The organism is Pseudomonas sp. GW823-FHT06B06 (genome assembly GCF_058795195.1).
The window spans coordinates 174,757-193,841 of sequence record NZ_JBXAHO010000005.1 but is presented as its reverse complement, the minus strand read 5'-3'; the positions used below and the strand labels follow the sequence as shown (position 1 = coordinate 193,841).

The following is a 19,085-nucleotide window of genomic DNA, read 5'->3' as shown; positions in this document are numbered from 1 at the left end:
TGGGCTCTCAGATGTACCCGATCTACTGTGGGAGCGAGCTTGCTCGCGATGAACCTGAGAGCACCCTGGGGTGTCTGGTACCCAGCGTCATCGTTGACGACCATCGTCGGAACGCCGCCCGGAGCATGCTCGCTCCTACAGTTCAAACCTCATTACTCCTCGTCGCTGTCGTCCAGCCGCCAGTAGCCGACGGCCTTTACGAACTGTTCGTTCAAACCGTGCTTGTCGAGCAACACCCGACGTATCTGCCGCGACACCTTGCTCTCGGTTGCCACCCACGCGTACAGGCTGCCGGCTGGCACCTGGATCTGGCGCACGGTGCTCAACAAATGGTCTTTGCCCCCTTCGCGCAGCACCCAGATCACATTGACCTCGGCAGCGCTTTGCAGCACTTGCTGTTCCTTGCCATTTTCCACTTCGATCACCACCAGCGCCTTGCGATTGGCCGCCAGGCCTTCAAGGCGTCGGGCGATGGCGGGCAGGGCGGTCTCGTCGCCGATCAGCAGGTAGCTGTCGAAGATATCCGGCACGATCATCGAGCCCCGGGGCCCGCCGATGTGCAGGAACTGCCCGGGTTGGGCCTGTTCGGCCCAGGTCGACGCAGGGCCGTCGCCGTGCAGCACGAAATCAATATCCAGCTCCAGGGTGTCCAGGTCGTAGCGCCGCGGGGTGTAGTCGCGCATGGCAGGCATCGGGCCGTTGTCTTTGCCGGCGCCGAGTACCAGGGTTTCCAACGCCGCCTGTTGCTCCGCGTTCTGCGGGAACAGCAGCTTGACGTGGTCGTCGGTGCCGAGGCTTACGAAGCCGGCCAGCTCAGGCCCACCGAGGGTAATGCGGCGCATGCGTGGCGTCAGGTCGACGACGCGCAGCACCTCCAGGCGCCGTCGTTTTATTTCATGCATCACGCGGTGAATGGTTTGGGAAGGCACGATAACGTCGGTCATTCGGCTGGCTCCTGGGCAAATTGAACGGCGGGGCCGTCGACAATGGCTTTGGCGGTGTTGTTGAGCAGGTTGGCGACACGCTGGATCTCTTCGGCACTCCAGCGTCCATGGTGCAGTTGCAAGGCATGACGCAGGTTATGCACCGCCTCGTGGATCTGCGGCGGGCGATCGTGGCCGCGCAACGAGCGCTTGCTCACATCGATGCGTGTGCGCACGCCGTCCAGGGCAATCGCTTGTTCGGTTAAAGACAGACGTCCGGCGTCGGTCACGCTGTAGCGTTTTTTGCCACCCTCGGCATCGCCCTGAATCATTTCGCTCTCTTCCAGAAAGGTCAGGGTCGGGTAGATCACCCCTGGGCTGGGGCTATAGGCGCCGTCGAACATGCCTTCGATCTGGCGGATCAAGTCATATCCGTGGCAAGGCTGCTCGGCAATCAGCGCCAGCAGCAGCAATTTCAAGTCGCCGGGGGCGAACACCCGGGGGCCGCGGCCGCCGCGTTCGCGCCCGGGACGTTTTTCGAAGCCGTCACGGCCGTCGCCGTGTTCGCGGTGCGGGGAATGATGGTCTCTCATTTTTTCCTTCTCCTGTGATTTCTAGATACAACGTAAGATATATCTTATGCAGTGCGCAAGCTTTATTGACCGACGGTCGGGAGACCAGAAGCTCCGCCGGTCTGGCGGGAGAAGGGAGTGTTGGTAATTTTAGAGTGACTAAAATAATTATCAGGTTCCAACTGTTGTTGGTAATGAGTTAATGAATAAGTAGTACACTTCTTACAGAAGTTGTTTTAGTTCTTTTCTGTGTGTTTTTATTGCGAAAACTGGACTGCCCCTACCAAACCGGACACCAACTCCCCGTTACATTGATGCTGCCGCATAGCAATACGGCCTTCGTGCCGACGCGGCACGCCGGGTTGTTTGATCCGACGTTCAAGCAAAAGGTTTGTTGTCACGTATCACCCGGTAAACCCGTTTCAACAATGGCCAGCTTCTGCTCTGGGCTCCAGCGGCGCCGCCGCTCCTGGGCCAAAAGCTCCCCACTCTTGTCGTCGCTATTAGTCATAAGCCCTGTTTGCCTATCCCCTATCGTAAGGGGGGAACGGTGTCCTGTCGGTCATGGGGCTCGTTCAAAAAACTGTGTGTAGGATATGGCTGATAGGTAAATGTCTTACTCTGTTGTTTTTCGTGCTTTTTCCACGGGTGCGTGGGGTACTTTAACTACATCTTGCATGGAGTTTTCGTACTTACTTTCCTAGGATTTTGGTTGATCATTGTTGGCGTCGAAAGTTGAGCAGGAATGCCATCACGCTGGTTGCTGGCACGGTTCATTAAAACTTTCCACAGACCAATCCTTTGAAAAAAAACAGGTACTCAACAATGTTCAAGAAGTTTGCAATCGCCGTCCCGACGACTCTCCTGGCCCTCAGCTCTTCGATGGCGTTCGCTGCGGATGAAGCGCGCTCGTCCATCAACATCAGCGCCTTTATTCCCACCAACACATTCCACGCCCAGCCGGTGAATCCTGAATTCGGTAAAGATGAAAAATTGGCCTACGACGTGGTAAATGAGAAATTGAGCACGCTGCGTGCGACTTACGATATCCGCCACACTCTCGGTTCGGTCAACGCTTATGTGGAAGGTGGTCCGCAACCCCTGCACAACGGCACCAACTTCATCGCACTGACCTACGCCTTCAACGGCGTAACCTTGAGCGGTACATCCCAGGAAGTGGTCAGCGATGCCGCATCCAACGGGGGCATGCGGGCTGATCTGGTGATTACCCCCGCCCAGCCGCTTGTTGCTCAGACAGGTCTTTACACGGCCAGTCCGGTCGTGATCTTCGACGCCGTTCCACGCATCAACTAAGTCGGCCATGACTTAAGGCCCAGCCTTATTCGTTAACACTTACCGGTCGATGGGTAACCAGTGCCTGTCGATCGGGTTTCAACGAATTTATCTTCAGAGTATTTCGTTCATGTTCCCGATGACTCCCATCGCGGCGGCGCTTGCCCTGTGTTTTTGCGCAACTGCCGTGGCCGCGCCCATGGAAAACGGCCACACACCTCGAAGTTTGCTGGCGCAGGCCAAAGGCTTGCCGAAGGGTTTCGAAGAACACTTCTTCGATGTGCCGATGGCGGTGCGCGTGGAACTTGACCAACAGTTTCTTGGTGAAGCGATGATTGTGCTGACGCGCGACGATCGCGTCACTTTGGTTAACTTCGTCGATGTCAGCGACAGCACCATCAAGCCCAGTGAGCGCGACACCTGGGCTAACTATCTGAAGCAGGGCGTAGCCTTGGGCGGCTGTCAGGCGAAATGCCCCGAGCAGCTGTTGGCTGTGCATTACAGCCTTGAAAATTCCCTGGTGTCGATCCTCACGGAAAACGCCGAGCGTGACGGTGAGGTACAGCGTTACTACAACCTGCCGGAGCACGGCAGCACCGGGTTGATCATACGCAACCAGTTGAACCTCAATGGCGGTCAGAATCAGGACCTTGGCGGACGCTACGGCCTGGACGCCAGCAGCAGCCTGGGCAACTGGACCCAGGCGGTCAACTTGCAACTGTCTCGACTCGGTGGCCTGGACAACAAGCTCTACCACGCCGTGTACGAACTCTTCACTCAACGCGAACTGGAAGGCAACTTCCTGCGCCTGGGTTATTTCACGCCGACTTCCGAAGGCTTGACCCGTCAGCCCCGCGCCTTTGGCATCAGCCCCGACACCGCGCTGGGGGTGATGTACGGCAGCTCCGACAGCCTGGCCATCAACAACCCGAAACCGGCGGTGTACCCCATCTATGTCACCGCCAATCGACAGGGTTCGGTGGAGATTTACCGCGACGGTTTGCTGATCAACACCCAGGCCGTGCCAGCAGGGTTGCAGACCCTCGATACGCGTGCGCTGCCGGGCGGCATCTATGAAGTGGAAGTGCGCCTGATCGAAGACGGCCAAATCACTTCCAGCACCCAGGAACTGGTCTACAAACCGAGCAACTGGCGCAACCATGAGGAGCGCTGGCGCTACAACCTGTTTGCGGGTCGCGAATCGAAGTTGCTCAGCAACTGGGAAGAGCAGGACGACGGCGACATGACCGCCGGTGCGGCGTTTAACTACCTGTTTCACCCACGCGTAATCCTCGGCCTGAACGCTCGCCAGGTGCGCGACTCGCTGCAATACGGCACCTCGGTGGACTGGGCCATCGTCAATAACGCCAGCCTGTTCGCCAACGTCTACAAGACTCAAGACTACGGCACCGGCCTCGATGTACAGGGCCTTTATTCCTACGGCAGCGGCAGTCTCGTCGCCAGTCACACCCGCAGCTGGCTCGACACCACTCGGCTCTACGACACCTTGCCCGATGGCACGCGGGTGCGGCAGCGCAATGTGTTCGTCGGCCAAACCAGCAATTCGTCGCTGTCGATCAATCACCGAGTCACCACTAAAAGCTCAATCAACGCCCGGGTGTCCCACAGTGAAGGCAACATCAACGGCACGGGCGTGGACCTGGGCTGGAGCCAGCGCACTCAACTGTTTGGCAGTGATGCCAATTGGCGCCTGTCGCTGTTCGATCGGCCGGGCAGCGTGAGTTCGGGAGACGACCGCAATCGCGGCATCGACTTGAGTGTGAATATCGCGTTGGGCGGTCCCGGTGAACAGATTTCCGGCAGCATTGGCACCCGCACCGCGAGGGAAGGCGGGCGCGATAACAATGCCTCGATCACCTATCGCAAAACCCTGCAGGACCATGTGCTGCAAAGCGTCTCCGCCTCGGCCATCACCGATACCTATGGCATCGGCTTGAATGCCATGGCGACCATGAGTTCGGACCTGGTCAATGGCGACGGCTTCATCCAGCGTTCGTCCTTCAACAACGACCTCACCGGCGGCTTGAACCTCGAAAGCACCGTGGCCGTCGGCGGGCAAAAAATGGTCATGACCAGCCAATACCACCGCAACGGTGCCGGGATGATCATCGACGTGGAGTCGGACATCGAGGACATCGCCTTGCGCGCCGATGATTTGAGCGGCGGCAGCGCGATACTCAAGCCAGGGCGCAATTTCGTGCCGATCACCGCCTACAAAAGTAGCTCGGTCAGTTTCGATTTCGAGGGTAACCACGTTCCCGCAGCCACCATCCAGCCGGCTCGTTCCAGCTATCACCTGAACAAAGGGGGGGTGGAATATCGCCAGGTGAAAGTGATGAGAACCCTGACCGTGCTCGGTCGCTTGATCGACCCGCAGGGCAACCCGCTCAAGGGCCACCACATCATCAACCACGCCAGTCGCGGGGTGAGTGAAGTGGACGGCTTCTTCTCCATGGAAATGAACGCCGGCTCACCGACCCTGGAGGTGCGCCACGGCAACCAGTTGCTGTGCCAGTTCCGTCTCGACCCGAGCGATGGCCGCACGGAAAACAACGTGCTGATGATCGGCGATCTGCGTTGCACGCCGGATACGTTGGCGGATGCGACGTTCAAGGCTCGAACTGCGGGTTAACCCCCGGCAAACCGGATTAATTAACGAGGTAGGGACGATGAAACGTCTGTTGGTATTAGTTGGTTTTTGTTTGTTCACCCAAACGGCTCACGCTAGCCCGAGCATCAATATCGGTACCGTCTACGACTATCTGGACGGAGATAAAAGCACCTTCCTGAAACGTGTGTTCAATGGCGGCGACAGTACGGCATTCGTCAAGGTCAACATCCTCGAGATTCTCTACGACGCCGATGGCAAGTCGCAGGAAGTACCGCTTCAATCCAATGCCGATGGCAGCTCCCGCGACGGCTTGATGGCCAGCCCGGCGCGGTTGATCGTGCCGGCCAACGGCATGCAGGGCACGCGTTTGCTGTACATGGGCGAGCGTGACCGGGAGCGGTATTTCAGGGTGCGTTTTGTACCGGTGGTGCCGGAGAAGGAAGACGCGTTCGCGCTGTCCAGCGAAGAACAGGAAGACTACAAAAAGTCGCTGTCCGCCGGTGTCACCGTGCTGGCAGGTTATGGCGCGGTGTTTTTCGTGCGGCCCAAGGAAACACGCTTTGACAGCGCGGTTGAAAACGCCACAAGCACCTATCGGATCCGCAACAACGGCAACTCCGTTGTGGTGATCGATGAGTTCAAGGACTGCGCGGTCAAAAACGATCAGGACTGCCAGCCCACGACCAAGCATCACATCCTCGCAGGTCGCACTTTTGAGTTCGAAAAGCAGGCCGGTCGCGAATACCGCTTCACCTTGGTCGAAGGTGAACGCAGCAAAAATCTCGACGTGAAGGGCTGACCCATGAACAGGAAACTGATCCAGGTCTTGTTGTCGGCCGCCGTGATGGGGGCGAGCGCGGGTGCCTTCGCCGCCCGGGAAGAGCACACCTTCGACGTGTTCGTGACCATTCCGACCCCGGCGTTTTACGTCATCCCCTCAGACCCGGGCTGGATTCATCGCGAGCAGCAACTGCCGTGGAGGCTGGCGACGTCGACACTGGGCAGCCTGCGCAAGTACTTCGATGTGAAGAATGTTGCAGGCTCGATCGAAGCGCGGCTTGACGGTCGCCCCTATCTGTCTAACGGCACCGATGCCGATGACATCGCCTTGCGTGTGCTGTTCAACGGCAAATTGTTGAGCGAGCACGAGAGCGGCGAAGTGGTGTCCCTGACCGATGCAGCACCCGGAAAACGCGTGTTGCTGGAAATTCTCCCGATGCCGCCTGCCAACGGGGTTTACAAGCCCGGCAGGTACTTTGGCAGCGTCAACATGGTTTTTAATGCGGTGTTGCCCGATGCTTGATCCCGAGCCTGGAAAAGGAGTGCAGTAATTATGGAAAAGCTCAGAAAAATCATCCCGCTGAGCGGTGTGGTATTGGCGTGTGCGTTCATGCAATCCGCCATCGCGGCCACCGTTGATATGACCGCAGTGTTCCGTCCCGATCCGGCGAACCCGATGAAAAATGCCTTTATCAATACAACGCCTCAGGGCGGATATTGCGGGGACCATCCTGAATACTGCGAAGACGGCGTTTTCAGTATTGCGTTGCCCATTCGCTTCAGGTCGATAGGGCTGATTCAGGCGATGCATGAGCAACGTAAGGGCGCCATGTTCAAGGTACCGTCGTCATGGAAAGACCTGACGGTCATTCACGATGGCACCGGTGAAACCGAGACGGTAAGAATGCGTGTTAACGGCATCGGCGCTGCTTACAGAATTAAAAGCCCGCTTCCCGTAGGTGTCTGGGACAGTTCGTGGGTCAATGCGCCATCGCCGTGTCGTTACGGCGGGGTAGGCTACGGCAATGCCACGTACTATGCGTTTTTTTGGAGAGTGCCGGCCGACGCGGGTGTCTGTGCCAAGCAGGCCTACAAGGACATTACTGAAGACTACCAGTTCGCTTACGAGAACACCGGGTTCACCTACGAACTGATCACGCCTAACCCACTCAAGATGTCGGCAGGCACCTATAGGGGGGTCTTGAACTACTCGGTCGGGCCCCAACAGGATTTCGACATGGGCGATTTGATGTTGCCTGACGACAACCTCATAACGCTCAACTTCGCTTTGAATGTCGAGCACACCTTGAAGGTGGATATCCCCCCTGGCGGCAACCAAGTGGAGCTCGTTCCGCCGGGAGGCTGGCAGTCCTGGCTGACCCAGGGGCGCAAGCCAACCCGGTTGTTTCGCGATCAAACCTTCAACATTTCCTCGTCTAGCCGTTTCAAGATGCAGCTTCAGTGTGAAATCACCGGACTTTTCGATTGCATGATTCGCGACCCCGTTTCCCAGCGAGCCGCCGTGGTGCAACTGAGCGTCAGCTTGCCCAACGGCTTGACGGATCTCAGTGGTCAACCGGTCACTCGTCGTCCTTTGCATGTCGGACAGGTGAACGCCCAGGAATTCAAACCCGGCTTTTATGTAGATCGTGCGCCCGGCACCCTGCATTTCGAAGTTGCACCTTATTACGTGGACTACATGATCAAGGCAGGCGAAGCTTCCAAATTCAGGGGCAATATCACCGTGATCTGGGATTCCGAAGTGGGATAGATAACGCGTGCCCTGAAGGCGTGACGGCCTTCAGGGCGAGGTCTGCCAAAAATAACCGAATGACCACCCGCGATCAGCGTCGGGCGACTTCAACAGGCAGGCATTCGGTGTGACTTCCCGGTTGCAGGTACGGCGTCAGGATCGGTGCCATGCCTTTGAGCACTTGCACCGGCAACGCCGAGGTGAACTTGAACGCTTCGGCCGAGCGCCCCGGCACGAAGGCTGTCAGGGTGCCGAAATGGGTGTCGCCGATGTAGAACACGAAGGTCGCCGTCCGGTTGATCGACTTCGAGCTAAGAATCCGGCCGCCCGAACCGATGGCTTCGATGCGGTTGTCGCCGGTGCCGGTCTTGCCGCCCATGGCCAGCGGCTTGCCGTCTGGCGTGGTGAAGCTACCGGCGACGCGCTTGGCCGTACCGGCGTCCACCACCTGTGACAAGGCTTCGCGCATGGCCTTGGCAACCTCGGACGGCATCACCCGTTTGCCGACGTCCGGGTCATTGATCAGTTTGGTTTCATAGGGCGTGTTCGCTGCGAAGTGCAGGCTGTCGATGCGCAACGTCGGCATGCGCACACCGTCGTTGAGAATGGTGCCGATCAGCTCGGCCAGTGCGGCCGGACGGTCGCCGGAGCTACCGATGGCGGTGGCCAGCGAAGGCACCAGGTGATCGAACGGATAGCCCACTTGCTGCCAGCGCTGGTGAATGTCGAGGAAGGCTTCGATCTCCAGAATGGTGCGGATTCGGTTGTCGCGGGCGCCCTTGTGCCGACTCTTGAACAGCCAGCTATAGACTTCCTGGCGCTCGAACTGGCTGGCTTTGACGATGTCCTTGAACGTGGCGTCCGGGTGGGTCAGCAAATAGCCCATCAGCCACAGGTCCAGAGGGTGGACCTTGGCAATGAAGCCCTGGTCGGGCAAGTCGTAGGTGCCGGGTCCATAAGCCAGGTAAAGGCGTTCGAGGCGCTCGTCGGTGAGTTTTTCCTTGTCGATGCTGGATTTTTCGCCGGTGAGGTGCGAGCGCACAAAGGTGTTGAAGCTCTGCTGGCTGGCCTGCGGCAGCAGGTAGCGGTGCACGGCGGCCAGGCGGATCGGGGTCGGGCGCATGCTGTCGAGGAAGGTCTCGAGTCGCGCCTGGGTGTCCTTGTTCTTGTATTTTTTCCAGAACTTGAGCAGGAACGACGTGCCTTCGCGGTCGGCAAACGAGGCCAGGTATTCCTGGCGGCGAGGGTCGCGGTCGTCCTTGAGCAATTCGGCCCGGTTGTTGGGGCCGGAATACGTGGTGTAGCGCACCAGGTCGCGCATCAGGCGAATGAACGGCAGGTTGATCGACTCCCGCAGGGCGTCGCGCAGGGTCGGGTTGCGACCGTTGTCTTCCTTGCGGAAGTTATTGAACGTGTGCAAGCCGCCACCGGTGAAAAATGCTTCGCCGGGGCTGGCGGAATACTTGCGATCCAGCGCGGCGCCGAGCATGGGTTGCAGGCTGTGGTCTTTGTTCTGGATCAGGTAATCGACCACCCAGCGGCTCAGGCGATCCTGTTCCGGTATCTCGACTTTCTTCAGGTCCGGGACGGACATCTCGCCGTATTTGTCATGCAACTCGGCAATGATCTGCAGGTAAGTGGTGAGCACGCGCATTTTCGCCGTGGAGCCCAGTTCCAGCTTGCTGCCTTCATTGATGTCGAACGGTTGATCGGTGCTGTCGGTTTGGACCCGCACCCGTGAGCCATCCGGTGTCAGCTCGAACAGTGTGAAGCTGTAGCGCACCTGGGTGGTGCTGGTGGGGGTCAGCAAGCGTTCGCCCATCAGGCCGATTTCAGCGGCATAGGCCGGGTCGGCCAGGCGTTTGAGATAGGCTGTGGCCTGGGTTTGCAGCTCGCCTTGCAGGGTGCTGGTGGCCGAGAGGTCAAGCCGATCGAGATCGTACAATGGACGATTGAGCAACCCGGCCAGGCGGCTGCGGGCCACGCTGATGCCCTTGTTGGTTTCGATTGGTTGAATGGTCGGTTGGGTCGCCCAGTCGCGATACGTGACTTTGCTGGCCAGGGCCGCGGCGGCAAAGGGCGCATCGATCACGCCGTTTTGTGCCAGCAAACGAATGTGACTGTCGGTGAGGTCGGCCAGTTCATCGTGGCCTTTGGTCAAGTAATGGGACGGGCGGCGCTGGGCAATCATCAACGACAGCATCTCGCGCAGGGCCAGGCCTTTTTCCGCCATGCTTTTTGGATCCGTGGCGTCGCTCGCCAGGGTTTCGTTGGCCTTGTTGAAGTCGGCGCCATACCACACGCGCAAACCTTCGGCCATGCCATGCACTTCACCGTGGCCCGGCACCGCCGACAGCGGCACGCTATTGAGGTAGTCGCGCACCACGTTCTGCCGAGCCTTGAGCGTTTGCGGGCCATCCTGGTAGGCGCGCACGGTGGCGGAAATCATCTGGCGAATTTTTTCCCCACCCGAGACGGTCAACCCATCGGGTGAATGCCGATACTTCTCAAGTTGCGTGGCCAGGGTACTGCCACCCGCCGATTGACCGGGCAGGTGCAGCATCTTGGCGACTTGGGTATACGCCGCCATGCCGAACCGTGGCCAGTCCACCGCCGGGTTGGCGAGGGGCTGGCTAGGGTCGAGCAAAAAGCGGTTTTCGATGAACAGCAAGCTGTTGACCACCACCGGCGGGATCGCCTCGAAGCTGGAATAGAGCTGTTGCGGATACTTGTATTGGTACAAGGGGTTGGCGCGGCAATCGGTGATTGACAGCCCAGCCTGGATTTTCTCCGCATAAGGCACGAACAGGCCCTTGTCTGTGTAGTCCATCAAAGCCTTGGAAAACCGGGTCTGGGCAGAAATGACGTAGTCACGCTTGATAAGGCGTGGCAGAAATTCGTCCAGCGAGCTGTAACCCAGGCGCAGGTCGAATGGGCCCGCGCCAGGGTAGTGAATGGCGTCGCTGGGACCGGGTTTGAGTTCATAACTCAGGGTCTTGGCAAACTTGCTGACCTCCCTGGCTTGAAACCTCGAGGTACGCATTTCCTTGGCCGCCGCCAGACCCACGACAATCGCAATGATTACCAACAAAAGCCAAAACGCTTTCCAGCCGTGCTTGACGCGACTGCGAGGGGGGTTTTCAGGTATTGGCGCTTCATCCACAGGTTCAGTCTGGACCACGGTTGTACTCGAATCGGTTTGCTGTAAAGCGCCCATAGTCGATTGATCCATTCACGCAGATTGATCGGACTTGTCTGAAGCTTAGTAGGCGCTGCCGCAGGCTGCGATCTTTTGATCTTGTCTTTTAAAAGCAAATCAAAAGATCGCAGCCTGCGGCAGCTCCTACAGGGTTGATCCAGAGCCCTCGAGAGGTTTAGCGGGGCATGACGACGCACCAATACCGTGCAATACTCGCCGCCGTTTCAAAAAGCGAAAATTCCTACAAGACCCAGATAATCCATCTCCGTGGATACCGCTTTCGCCGAGATTTACACCTGATTTTTGTGGTTTATAGAGTGAAAATCTCTGTCGCGAGCTTTTTATACTGCACCCCCCGCTGATCTCGCAGGTTTCGGACTGCAAGACGGTTCTGCCCACGAAGCAGAGTCGGTCAAGGCAGGCGATGGCTTATCGGTCAACGCTTCGCCACTCGGTGGATATATCCAATAACAATACGAGGTTGTACCCATGCCCGTAGGCAATCACCTGCCCCACGGCGAGACCGCTCAGGGCGGCCCGCTCAAACGTGAACTCGGCGAACGGCATATTCGCTTGATGGCACTCGGTGCCTGTATCGGCGTCGGTCTGTTTCTGGGTTCGGCCAAGGCCATTGAAATGGCTGGCCCGGCCATCATGCTGTCCTACATCATCGGCGGCCTGGCCATCCTGGTGATCATGCGTGCGCTCGGCGAGATGGCCGTGCACAACCCGGTCGCCGGCTCGTTCAGCCGTTACGCCCAAGACTACCTCGGCCCGCTGGCGGGCTTCCTGACCGGTTGGAACTACTGGTTCCTGTGGCTGGTGACCTGTGTCGCGGAAATCACAGCCGTGGCGGTGTACATGGGCGTCTGGTTCCCTGATGTGCCGCGCTGGATATGGGCACTGGCGGCATTGGTCAGCATGGGTTCGATCAACCTGATTGCGGTGAAAGCTTTCGGTGAGTTCGAGTTCTGGTTCGCCTTGATCAAGATCGTCACCATCATTGCGATGGTGTTCGGTGGCATCGGCATCATCGCATTCGGCTTCGGCAACGATGGCGTGGCCCTGGGGATTTCCAATCTCTGGACCCACGGCGGCTTCATGCCAAACGGTGTGCAGGGCGTGTTGATGTCCCTGCAAATGGTCATGTTCGCCTACCTCGGCGTGGAAATGATCGGCCTGACCGCCGGTGAAGCGAAGAACCCGCAGAAGACCATTCCCAGCGCCATCGGCTCGGTGTTCTGGCGGATCCTGCTGTTCTACGTCGGTGCGCTGTTCGTGATCCTGTCGATCTACCCGTGGAACGAAATCGGTACCCAGGGCAGTCCGTTCGTGATGACTTTCGAGCGTCTGGGCATCAAAACTGCGGCGGGCATCATCAACTTCGTGGTGATCACGGCTGCGCTGTCGTCCTGTAACGGCGGTATCTTCAGCACCGGGCGCATGCTCTACAGCCTGGCGCAGAACGGGCAGGCCCCGGCCGGCTTTGCCAAGACTTCCAGCAATGGTGTGCCGCGTCGCGCCTTGCTGCTGTCGATTGGCGCCCTGCTGCTGGGCGTGTTGCTCAACTACCTGGTGCCTGAGAAGGTGTTTGTCTGGGTGACGGCGATTGCCACCTTCGGCGCGATCTGGACCTGGGTGATGATCCTGCTGGCCCAGCTCAAGTTCCGCCAAGGCCTGAGCGCCAGCGAGCGTGCCGGCCTCAAGTACCGCATGTGGCTGTACCCGATCAGCTCTTACCTGGCTCTGGCATTCCTTGTGCTGGTGGTTGGCTTGATGGCGTATTTCCCGGACACGCGCGTGGCCCTGTATGTGGGGCCTGCGTTCCTGGTGCTGCTGACAGTATTGTTCTACGTGTTCAAGCTGCAACCGACCAATATCGCGCAGGGTGCGGTGCGTTCGGCTTCGTAAATCGTAACGCCTGAAATGCAAAAGCCCCGATCGAATTGATCGGGGCTTTTTTTCATCCTGTAAGAGCCGGCTTGCCGGCGAAGGCGTCCTTGGGCATTGCGCCGCACTTTCGGGTGCCTTCGCTGGCAAGCCAGCTCCTACAAGGCGGCTACCGCCGAAGCCGGTCGATTCAAGCGCTTGTTGAACTCAAGCCACGCCCCCAGCAACGCCATCAACCCGGCCCCCACCAACGCGGTAAAAATCTGCATGGCGAACGCATCGTCGGTCAGCGCATTGAGCATGTCCGCCAGAGGCGCCAGCAACACGCCCAGGCAGAAAATCTCCAACGAAAAACGCCCCATGCGACAGCTCTGCTGCGCCAGCCAGTTTTGCGTCCAGCCGGTGTTGGGCAACAGTTTCGCGGTGACGTAGGCCAACGCCAGGAAGTGCAGCAGACGCACAGGCGACAGGTTGGTCTTACTGATCGGGTACAGCAGATTGCCCAGGCTGGCGGGCATCAGGGCGTCGTGGACCTGAGGCCAGCGCCAGGCGATGGTCAGCACCGCGGCGATTACGCAATACACCGCCGCCATCATGAACAACGGCTGGCGCACCAGCGGCCGGGTGTCGGGCACGCGAGGGCGTTGAGCATGCATCGCCGCCGCACCGCCAAGGACAAACAGCAGTTGCCAGGCCACGGGGTTGAAGTACCAGACGCCATCCTTGATCGCTGCCAGGTTCCAGCCGAACAACGGCACCGTCATGTACAGCGCAAAGGACACCGCCACCACCGGCCAGGCCTTGCGTACCAATATCGGCAGCACCAGCGGCAAGCCCGCCAGCAGCACGATATACAGCGGCAGCGGGTCCATCAGGTTCGGTTTGAAACGCAGCAACAACTCATCGATCAGGGCCTGCTGAGGGTCGCTGATGAAATGATGCATGCCCATTTCTTCCACAAGGTCGCGGGTTTCCACGTGGCTGTTGGCGAAAAATACAATGCCCATCAGCATTGCCAGCAGGAAGATGTGCACCACATAGAGCACCCAGGCGCGGCGCAGGATTTTCACACAGGCGATCAAAAAGCCTTCGCGCGCCAGGACTTTGCCGTAGGCCAGTACGGCCGCGTAACCGGCGAGGAACACGAAGACTTCGGCGGCATCGCTGAACCCGAAGTTGCGCAGCGTGATTTGACCCAAAGGGTTGTGGGGCACGTGATCCCAGAAAATGAAGATCAGTGCCAGGCCGCGAAAAAAATCGATCCGGTGATCGCGCGCTAGCGTCATGACGTCAGGCTCGTAGACAGGTATTGAACAAAGGATTAGCCAAAGGCGCAAAAAGTTGCGCGCCACATATTGGCGGCGCGCAGGGTGGACTGATTCGCCGGCAATTGCAAAGGCGGGGTATTTCGGAATGTCTCCTGCCCTGATTGCAAGTCCTGACCGCTGGTCTGAAAGGTTGGCCGACCTGCGATTTCTGACAGTAGACAAGCTCAAATACCTGTGTATTCAGCGTTCTGTCGCAGGAGCGTTACATGAGGCTTTCATGCAAAGGCTTGTCCAGCTACACGGTGATTGGCGTTGCGAACACGCTGATTCACTGGCAGATCTTTTTTCTATTGAGCGTGGCTGCCGGCTTCACGCAAGCGGCCAGTAACCTGGCGGCCTTTTGCGTGGCGGCCTCGTTTTCCTTTTATATGAACGCGCTCTATACCTTTGACGCCAAGGCGTCGGTAGGCGGCTACCTGTCGTTCATGCTGGCGATGGGTGCGCTCAGCTTCGGCGTCGGTCATGCCGGCGATGTCTGGCGCTTGCATGGCCTGCTGACCGTGGCGTTGTTTTCCGGCCTGAGCCTGGTCCTGGGTTTCCTGTTTTCCAAATACGTGGTGTTTCGTGAGCGTGATTCATGAAGGTTTCGCTTATCGTCCCGGTGTTCAACGAAGAACAGGCGATCAACCTGTTTTACCAGGCGGTACGACGTGAGTTGAAACTCGACGGTGCCGAGGTCGAGATCGTGTTTATCAATGACGGCAGCACCGATGGCACCGCCGCACAGGCCGCGGCCCTGGCGCAGGTGGACGAACAGGTGATGCTGATCAATTTCTCGCGCAATTTCGGCAAGGAACCGGCGCTGTTTGCCGGGCTGGAATATGCCAGCGGCGATGCGGTCATCCCGATGGACGTCGACCTGCAGGACCCGATCAGTGTCATCCCGCTGTTGATCGAACAATGGCAACAAGGCGCGGACGTGGTTCTGGCCAAGCGCCGCGACCGCACCTCCGACAGTTACTTGAAGCGCCACAGCGCGGCGCTGTTCTATCACCTGTTGAATCGAATTTCCTACACCCGGATCGAAGAGAACGTCGGTGATTTCCGGCTCATGGACCGCAAGGTGGTGGACGTGATCCGGACCTTGCCCGAGCATCAACTGTTCATGAAAGGCGTGTTGTCCTGGGCCGGGTTCAACACGGTGGTGGTGGAATACGAGCGGGCCGAGCGTGTGGCAGGCAGTAGCAAGTTCAACGTCTGGAAATTGTGGAACCTGGCACTGGAGGGTGTGACGTCGTTCAGCACCGTGCCGCTGCGCCTGTGGACTTACGTCGGCGGCGGGATTTCGATTTTTGCGGTGCTCTACGCGGTGTACATGGTGCTGGACAAGATTTTCTTTGGGAACAGCGTGCCCGGTTACCCCTCGTTGATGACTGCTATCCTGTTTCTCGGCGGTGTGCAGCTGATCGGCATCGGTATCCTCGGCGAATACGTCGGCCGGATCTACATCGAAGCCAAGCACCGGCCGCGCTATGTGATCAAGGACATCGTTGGCGGCAAAGACAGGCGCAAACCCTAAATGGGCAGGTTCAGCGATTTCTTCATCAAGGAACTCACTCGCCGCCAGGCCTGGCTGTTTTTTCTGTTCGCAACCTTTGTGTATGTCCTGCCGCTGATCCTCGCGGATTTTCCCTACATCGATGACAACTGGCGTTCGCTCTCGGCCGGTATGGCCTGGGCAAAGGAAGGGCGATTGTTCGCCGAGTTGTTCTACAAAGCGCTGACCTTCAGCAACGGCGCGCCGAACATCTTTCCCCTGCCGCTGTTGATCGCCACCCTGGTCATGTCCTGGGCACTGACCAGCCTGACCTTTCATCACTTCCGCCAACCGACCGTTGCCTGTTGCCTGGTGCTGTTGCCGCTCTGGTACAACCCGTTCTTCCTGCAAAACCTGACCTATCAATACGACGGTCCGGTCATGACACTGAGCGTGGTGGCGGTGATCTACGCCATCACGTTTCATCACCCTTCACGTATTTTGCAATGGCTGGTGCCTTCCTTCCTGATCGCGCTGGCGCTGGGCTTGTATCAAGTCAGCATCAATGTGTTTCTTGGCCTGTGCTGTCTGGAAGTGCTCAGGGCAGTCAATGACCAAGTGGCCTGGGAGCGGTGGGGCGGCTTGATCGGCTGGAGGATCGCCCAGCTGCTTCTCGGCTGGCTGATTTACTGCGTCAGTGCATTTCCCTTCATGGGACAGGACCGCACGTTGCTGCTCAACGGGGGAACGCAGCCTTTGCTGCAAATCCACATGAACATCGCGCGAGTGCTGGAAAAAGTCGTGCTGCTGTTCCATGGCGGATTTTCCTGGGTGTCTGCCGGGTTGTTGCTGTGCGCCGTTGCCGGCGCTGTTTGTCTGGCATTGGAAATTATCAGGCGCAAGGACAGCGCAACCAAGAAGCTCCTGATCGGCCTGCTGTGTCTGCTGACCGTGCCGGTCTTGGTGTTGTTGGTGTCCGGTGTCGCGCTGCTCTTTCGCGACTTCAATGAAGGCGCCAGGACCTTGATGGGGTTTGCGGTGTTGCTGGTGCTGCTGTTCTATTTGAGTCATCTGGCGCTGGCAATGCTTCATGAACGCCTGCCACTGTTGTTGCTGGTGCCGCTGCTGGCCATGCTGTCGTTGTCGTTTGCCTATGGCCGGGTCCTGACGGTGCAAAAGGCCTTCGCCAGCAGTGCGCTGAGCAGCCTTGAACGCGACATCGCCAGCCATCAACCCTTGCGTGACGCCAAACGCATCTACATGTCGGTGACCTATTCCGATCACTGGCTGCTGGGAGCCGCGGGTTCGTTCAAGCAACTGCCGGTGTTGCATTATCTGCTGAACGTCGACTTCTACATGCTGGCTGAAAACCTGCCGAAAGTGGGCATCACCAACGTGGTGGCGGAGAAGGAGCGGCGCAACGCGACACGGGTGGGTTATCTAGACTACTCGCCGCTGGTGGAAAGCCAGTTCTACCGAATTTACCTGATTGGCGATTACGGCTTCATCGTCATGAAGGAGCCGGCCCCGATCAAATCGCTGCGTTGGTGACGCGCAATGTCGGGGCCGCGAAGGTCAGGCCGCCGCCACCTCATTGGGCTCGAAACTGTCCGCCCGTGCCATCTGCCACATCCGCGAGTAGAACTCGCCATTGATTTCACCGGTCAGCAACTCTCCTGGTTTAAGGAACACATGCAGCTGCGAGAACAGTTTGATCTCGGTCGCCGACATGCGCCGTACCAAGTGCTTGGCCGACAGCTGCGATGGGTGTTCAAGGCCCGCGGCGGCGAGCATCTCGGCCAGGCCCTTGAGGGTGTTGCGATGGAAGTTGTACACGCGTTGGGCCTTGTCCGGTACCACCAGCGCGCGCTGTCGCAACGTATCCTGGGTGGCGACGCCGGTCGGGCATTTGTTGGTGTGGCAGCTTTGCGACTGGATGCAGCCGATGGCGAACATGAACCCGCGCGCCGAGTTGGCCCAGTCGGCGCCGATGGCCAGCACGCTGGCGATATCGAACGCGCTGACGATCTTGCCGCTGGCGCCGAGCTTGATTTTGTCCCGCAGGTTCAATCCCACCAGGGTGTTGTGCACGAACAACAAACCTTCGCGCATCGGCACGCCGATGTGGTCGGTGAATTCCACGGGCGCGGCACCGGTGCCACCTTCCTTGCCGTCGACGACGATGAAGTCCGGGAGAATGCCGGTCTCCAACATGGCCTTGGCGATGCCCATGAACTCCCACGGATGCCCCAGGCAGAATTTGAAGCCCACCGGTTTACCGCCGGACAACTCGCGCAATTGCTGGATGAAATGCATCAGCTCTATCGGCGTGGAAAACGCGCTGTGGCGTGACGGCGAGATGCAGTCTTCGCCCATCAGAATGCCGCGGGTGTCGGCGATCTCCCGAGTGACCTTGTGCTTGGGCAGGATCCCGCCATGGCCCGGCTTGGCGCCCTGGCTCATCTTGATTTCGATCATCCGCACTTGAGGTGTTCGTGCTTGAGCGGCGAAGCGTTCCGGGTCGAAGCGCCCGTCGGCCGTGCGGCAACCGAAATATCCGCTGCCCAGCTCCCACGTCAGATCGCCGCCGTGTTCGCGGTGATAGGGGCTGATGCTGCCTTCACCGGTGTCATGGGCGAAGTTGCCGAGCTTGGCGCCCTGGTTCAGCGCGCGGATGGCGTTGGCGCTGAGCGAGCCGAAGCTCATGGCCGAGATGTTGAACACCGACGCCGAATACGGCTGGGTGCACTGCGGGCCGCCGACGGTGACGCGGAAACCGCTGGGGTCGCTCAAGGGGGCGGGACGCATCGAGTGGCCGATGAATTCAAAGCCGGACTGGTACACGTCGATCAAGGTACCGAATGGTTTGTCGGCACTCTCATTCTTGGCGCGGGAATAGACCAGCGAACGCTGGGCGCGGGAAAAGGGCAGGGCGTCGCTGTCGGATTCGAGCAGGTATTGACGGATTTCCGGGCGAATCGCTTCGACCAGGTAACGGATGTTGCCCAGGATCGGGTAATTGCGGCGCACCGCGTGGGGGCTTTGCAGTAGATCGAAAATGCCGATCAGGCTGAGGATGCCGGTAACGACAGTGATTGGCCAGAGCCAGTCGTGATCGAGGAAGGGCAGGCTGGCGAGGGTGAAAATTACGCAGACGGCAAAGAAGGCGTAGCGGCTCAGGAGTGACAGGCTCATACGGTTTCCTTGGGTTCGGACTCGGTTTTTAAAGATCGCAGCC

Annotated in this window: 14 protein-coding genes; 9 read left to right on the top strand and 5 right to left on the bottom strand. The window is 58.8% G+C overall.

The annotated features are described in order from the left end of the window. Nucleotides 1-152 precede the first annotated feature (152 nt). Together AC1Q8Q_RS06695 and AC1Q8Q_RS06690 are read right to left on the bottom strand one after the other, a co-directional pair. Nucleotides 153-944 (bottom strand): siderophore-interacting protein, encoded by a 792-nt coding sequence (locus AC1Q8Q_RS06695; protein WP_168758898.1) that lies wholly within the window; start codon nt 942-944, stop codon nt 153-155. Beyond that, the gene (locus AC1Q8Q_RS06690; protein WP_020797450.1) at nt 941-1,516 is read right to left on the bottom strand and encodes a PadR family transcriptional regulator; all 576 of its coding nucleotides are present in this window, start codon (nt 1,514-1,516) and stop codon (nt 941-943) included. Before AC1Q8Q_RS06690 ends, AC1Q8Q_RS06695 begins: the two co-directional genes overlap by 4 nt. An 804-nt stretch (nt 1,517-2,320) precedes the next feature. Between AC1Q8Q_RS06690 and AC1Q8Q_RS06685 the strand changes: the two genes are divergently transcribed. The 5 genes from AC1Q8Q_RS06685 to AC1Q8Q_RS06665 all read left to right on the top strand — a co-directional run bounded on the left by AC1Q8Q_RS06685 (nt 2,321) and on the right by AC1Q8Q_RS06665 (nt 7,971). Next, nucleotides 2,321-2,809, top strand: a complete 489-nt coding sequence (locus AC1Q8Q_RS06685) for a CS1 type fimbrial major subunit (RefSeq protein ID WP_492614911.1) — start codon at nt 2,321-2,323, stop codon at nt 2,807-2,809. A gap of 109 nt (nt 2,810-2,918) precedes the next feature. Beyond that, the gene (locus AC1Q8Q_RS06680; protein WP_492614910.1) at nt 2,919-5,441 is read left to right on the top strand and encodes a TcfC E-set like domain-containing protein; all 2,523 of its coding nucleotides are present in this window, start codon (nt 2,919-2,921) and stop codon (nt 5,439-5,441) included. A gap of 37 nt (nt 5,442-5,478) precedes the next feature. Beyond that, nucleotides 5,479-6,219, top strand: a complete 741-nt coding sequence (locus AC1Q8Q_RS06675) for a hypothetical protein (protein WP_020797447.1) — start codon at nt 5,479-5,481, stop codon at nt 6,217-6,219. Between the two features lie 3 nt (nt 6,220-6,222). Continuing rightward, nucleotides 6,223-6,723: a CS1 type fimbrial major subunit gene (locus AC1Q8Q_RS06670; RefSeq protein ID WP_168758896.1), complete on the top strand. Its 501-nt coding sequence runs from the start codon at nt 6,223-6,225 to the stop codon at nt 6,721-6,723. A 30-nt stretch (nt 6,724-6,753) separates the two neighbouring features. After that, the gene (locus tag AC1Q8Q_RS06665; RefSeq protein WP_492614909.1) at nt 6,754-7,971 is read left to right on the top strand and encodes a hypothetical protein; all 1,218 of its coding nucleotides are present in this window, start codon (nt 6,754-6,756) and stop codon (nt 7,969-7,971) included. Nucleotides 7,972-8,044: 73 nt separating this feature from the next. Here the strand turns inward: AC1Q8Q_RS06665 and AC1Q8Q_RS06660 are convergent, their stop codons facing one another. Next, entirely contained in the window at nt 8,045-11,170 is a 3,126-nt protein-coding gene (locus AC1Q8Q_RS06660) for a transglycosylase domain-containing protein (RefSeq protein ID WP_492614908.1), read from the bottom strand. A 471-nt stretch (nt 11,171-11,641) separates the two neighbouring features. On the opposite strand from AC1Q8Q_RS06660, the gene AC1Q8Q_RS06655 reads away from it, so the two are divergent. Beyond that, complete coding sequence (locus tag AC1Q8Q_RS06655; protein ID WP_083349714.1) at nt 11,642-13,063, top strand: amino acid permease; 1,422 nt, start codon at nt 11,642-11,644, stop codon at nt 13,061-13,063. Between the two features lie 137 nt (nt 13,064-13,200). Here AC1Q8Q_RS06655 and AC1Q8Q_RS06650 read toward each other — a convergent pair whose 3' ends face one another. After that, nucleotides 13,201-14,328: an OpgC family protein gene (locus AC1Q8Q_RS06650; RefSeq protein WP_033045130.1), complete on the bottom strand. Its 1,128-nt coding sequence runs from the start codon at nt 14,326-14,328 to the stop codon at nt 13,201-13,203. 248 nt (nt 14,329-14,576) lie between these two features. Between AC1Q8Q_RS06650 and AC1Q8Q_RS06645 the strand changes: the two genes are divergently transcribed. The 3 genes from AC1Q8Q_RS06645 to AC1Q8Q_RS06635 are packed head-to-tail and all read left to right on the top strand — an operon-like array spanning nt 14,577 to nt 17,398. Continuing rightward, complete coding sequence (locus AC1Q8Q_RS06645) at nt 14,577-14,951, top strand: GtrA family protein (protein ID WP_020800893.1); 375 nt, start codon at nt 14,577-14,579, stop codon at nt 14,949-14,951. Next, complete coding sequence (locus AC1Q8Q_RS06640; RefSeq protein ID WP_168758892.1) at nt 14,948-15,889, top strand: glycosyltransferase family 2 protein; 942 nt, start codon at nt 14,948-14,950, stop codon at nt 15,887-15,889. The genes AC1Q8Q_RS06645 and AC1Q8Q_RS06640 overlap by 4 nt, the downstream gene beginning before the upstream one ends. Beyond that, on the top strand, nt 15,890-17,398 hold the full coding sequence (locus AC1Q8Q_RS06635; protein ID WP_492614907.1) for a glucosyltransferase domain-containing protein: 1,509 nt from the start codon (nt 15,890-15,892) through the stop codon (nt 17,396-17,398). 24 nt (nt 17,399-17,422) lie between these two features. Here AC1Q8Q_RS06635 and AC1Q8Q_RS06630 read toward each other — a convergent pair whose 3' ends face one another. Further along, nucleotides 17,423-19,042 (bottom strand): FMN-binding glutamate synthase family protein, encoded by a 1,620-nt coding sequence (locus tag AC1Q8Q_RS06630; RefSeq protein ID WP_033045133.1) that lies wholly within the window; start codon nt 19,040-19,042, stop codon nt 17,423-17,425. Between the last annotated feature and the right edge of the window lie 43 nt (nt 19,043-19,085).

What these genes read in the sequence shown, in the direction of transcription:
- AC1Q8Q_RS06695 (WP_168758898.1), bottom strand. Translation starts at nt 944, where the DNA reads ATGACCGACGTTATCGTGCCTTCCCAAACCATTCACCGCGTGATGCAT.
- AC1Q8Q_RS06690 (WP_020797450.1), bottom strand. Translation starts at nt 1,516, where the DNA reads ATGAGAGACCATCATTCCCCGCACCGCGAACACGGCGACGGCCGTGAC.
- AC1Q8Q_RS06685 (WP_492614911.1), top strand. Translation starts at nt 2,321, where the DNA reads ATGTTCAAGAAGTTTGCAATCGCCGTCCCGACGACTCTCCTGGCCCTC.
- AC1Q8Q_RS06680 (WP_492614910.1), top strand. Translation starts at nt 2,919, where the DNA reads ATGTTCCCGATGACTCCCATCGCGGCGGCGCTTGCCCTGTGTTTTTGC.
- AC1Q8Q_RS06675 (WP_020797447.1), top strand. Translation starts at nt 5,479, where the DNA reads ATGAAACGTCTGTTGGTATTAGTTGGTTTTTGTTTGTTCACCCAAACG.
- AC1Q8Q_RS06670 (WP_168758896.1), top strand. Translation starts at nt 6,223, where the DNA reads ATGAACAGGAAACTGATCCAGGTCTTGTTGTCGGCCGCCGTGATGGGG.
- AC1Q8Q_RS06665 (WP_492614909.1), top strand. Translation starts at nt 6,754, where the DNA reads ATGGAAAAGCTCAGAAAAATCATCCCGCTGAGCGGTGTGGTATTGGCG.
- AC1Q8Q_RS06660 (WP_492614908.1), bottom strand. Translation starts at nt 11,170, where the DNA reads ATGGGCGCTTTACAGCAAACCGATTCGAGTACAACCGTGGTCCAGACT.
- AC1Q8Q_RS06655 (WP_083349714.1), top strand. Translation starts at nt 11,642, where the DNA reads ATGCCCGTAGGCAATCACCTGCCCCACGGCGAGACCGCTCAGGGCGGC.
- AC1Q8Q_RS06650 (WP_033045130.1), bottom strand. Translation starts at nt 14,328, where the DNA reads ATGACGCTAGCGCGCGATCACCGGATCGATTTTTTTCGCGGCCTGGCA.
- AC1Q8Q_RS06645 (WP_020800893.1), top strand. Translation starts at nt 14,577, where the DNA reads ATGAGGCTTTCATGCAAAGGCTTGTCCAGCTACACGGTGATTGGCGTT.
- AC1Q8Q_RS06640 (WP_168758892.1), top strand. Translation starts at nt 14,948, where the DNA reads ATGAAGGTTTCGCTTATCGTCCCGGTGTTCAACGAAGAACAGGCGATC.
- AC1Q8Q_RS06635 (WP_492614907.1), top strand. Translation starts at nt 15,890, where the DNA reads ATGGGCAGGTTCAGCGATTTCTTCATCAAGGAACTCACTCGCCGCCAG.
- AC1Q8Q_RS06630 (WP_033045133.1), bottom strand. Translation starts at nt 19,042, where the DNA reads ATGAGCCTGTCACTCCTGAGCCGCTACGCCTTCTTTGCCGTCTGCGTA.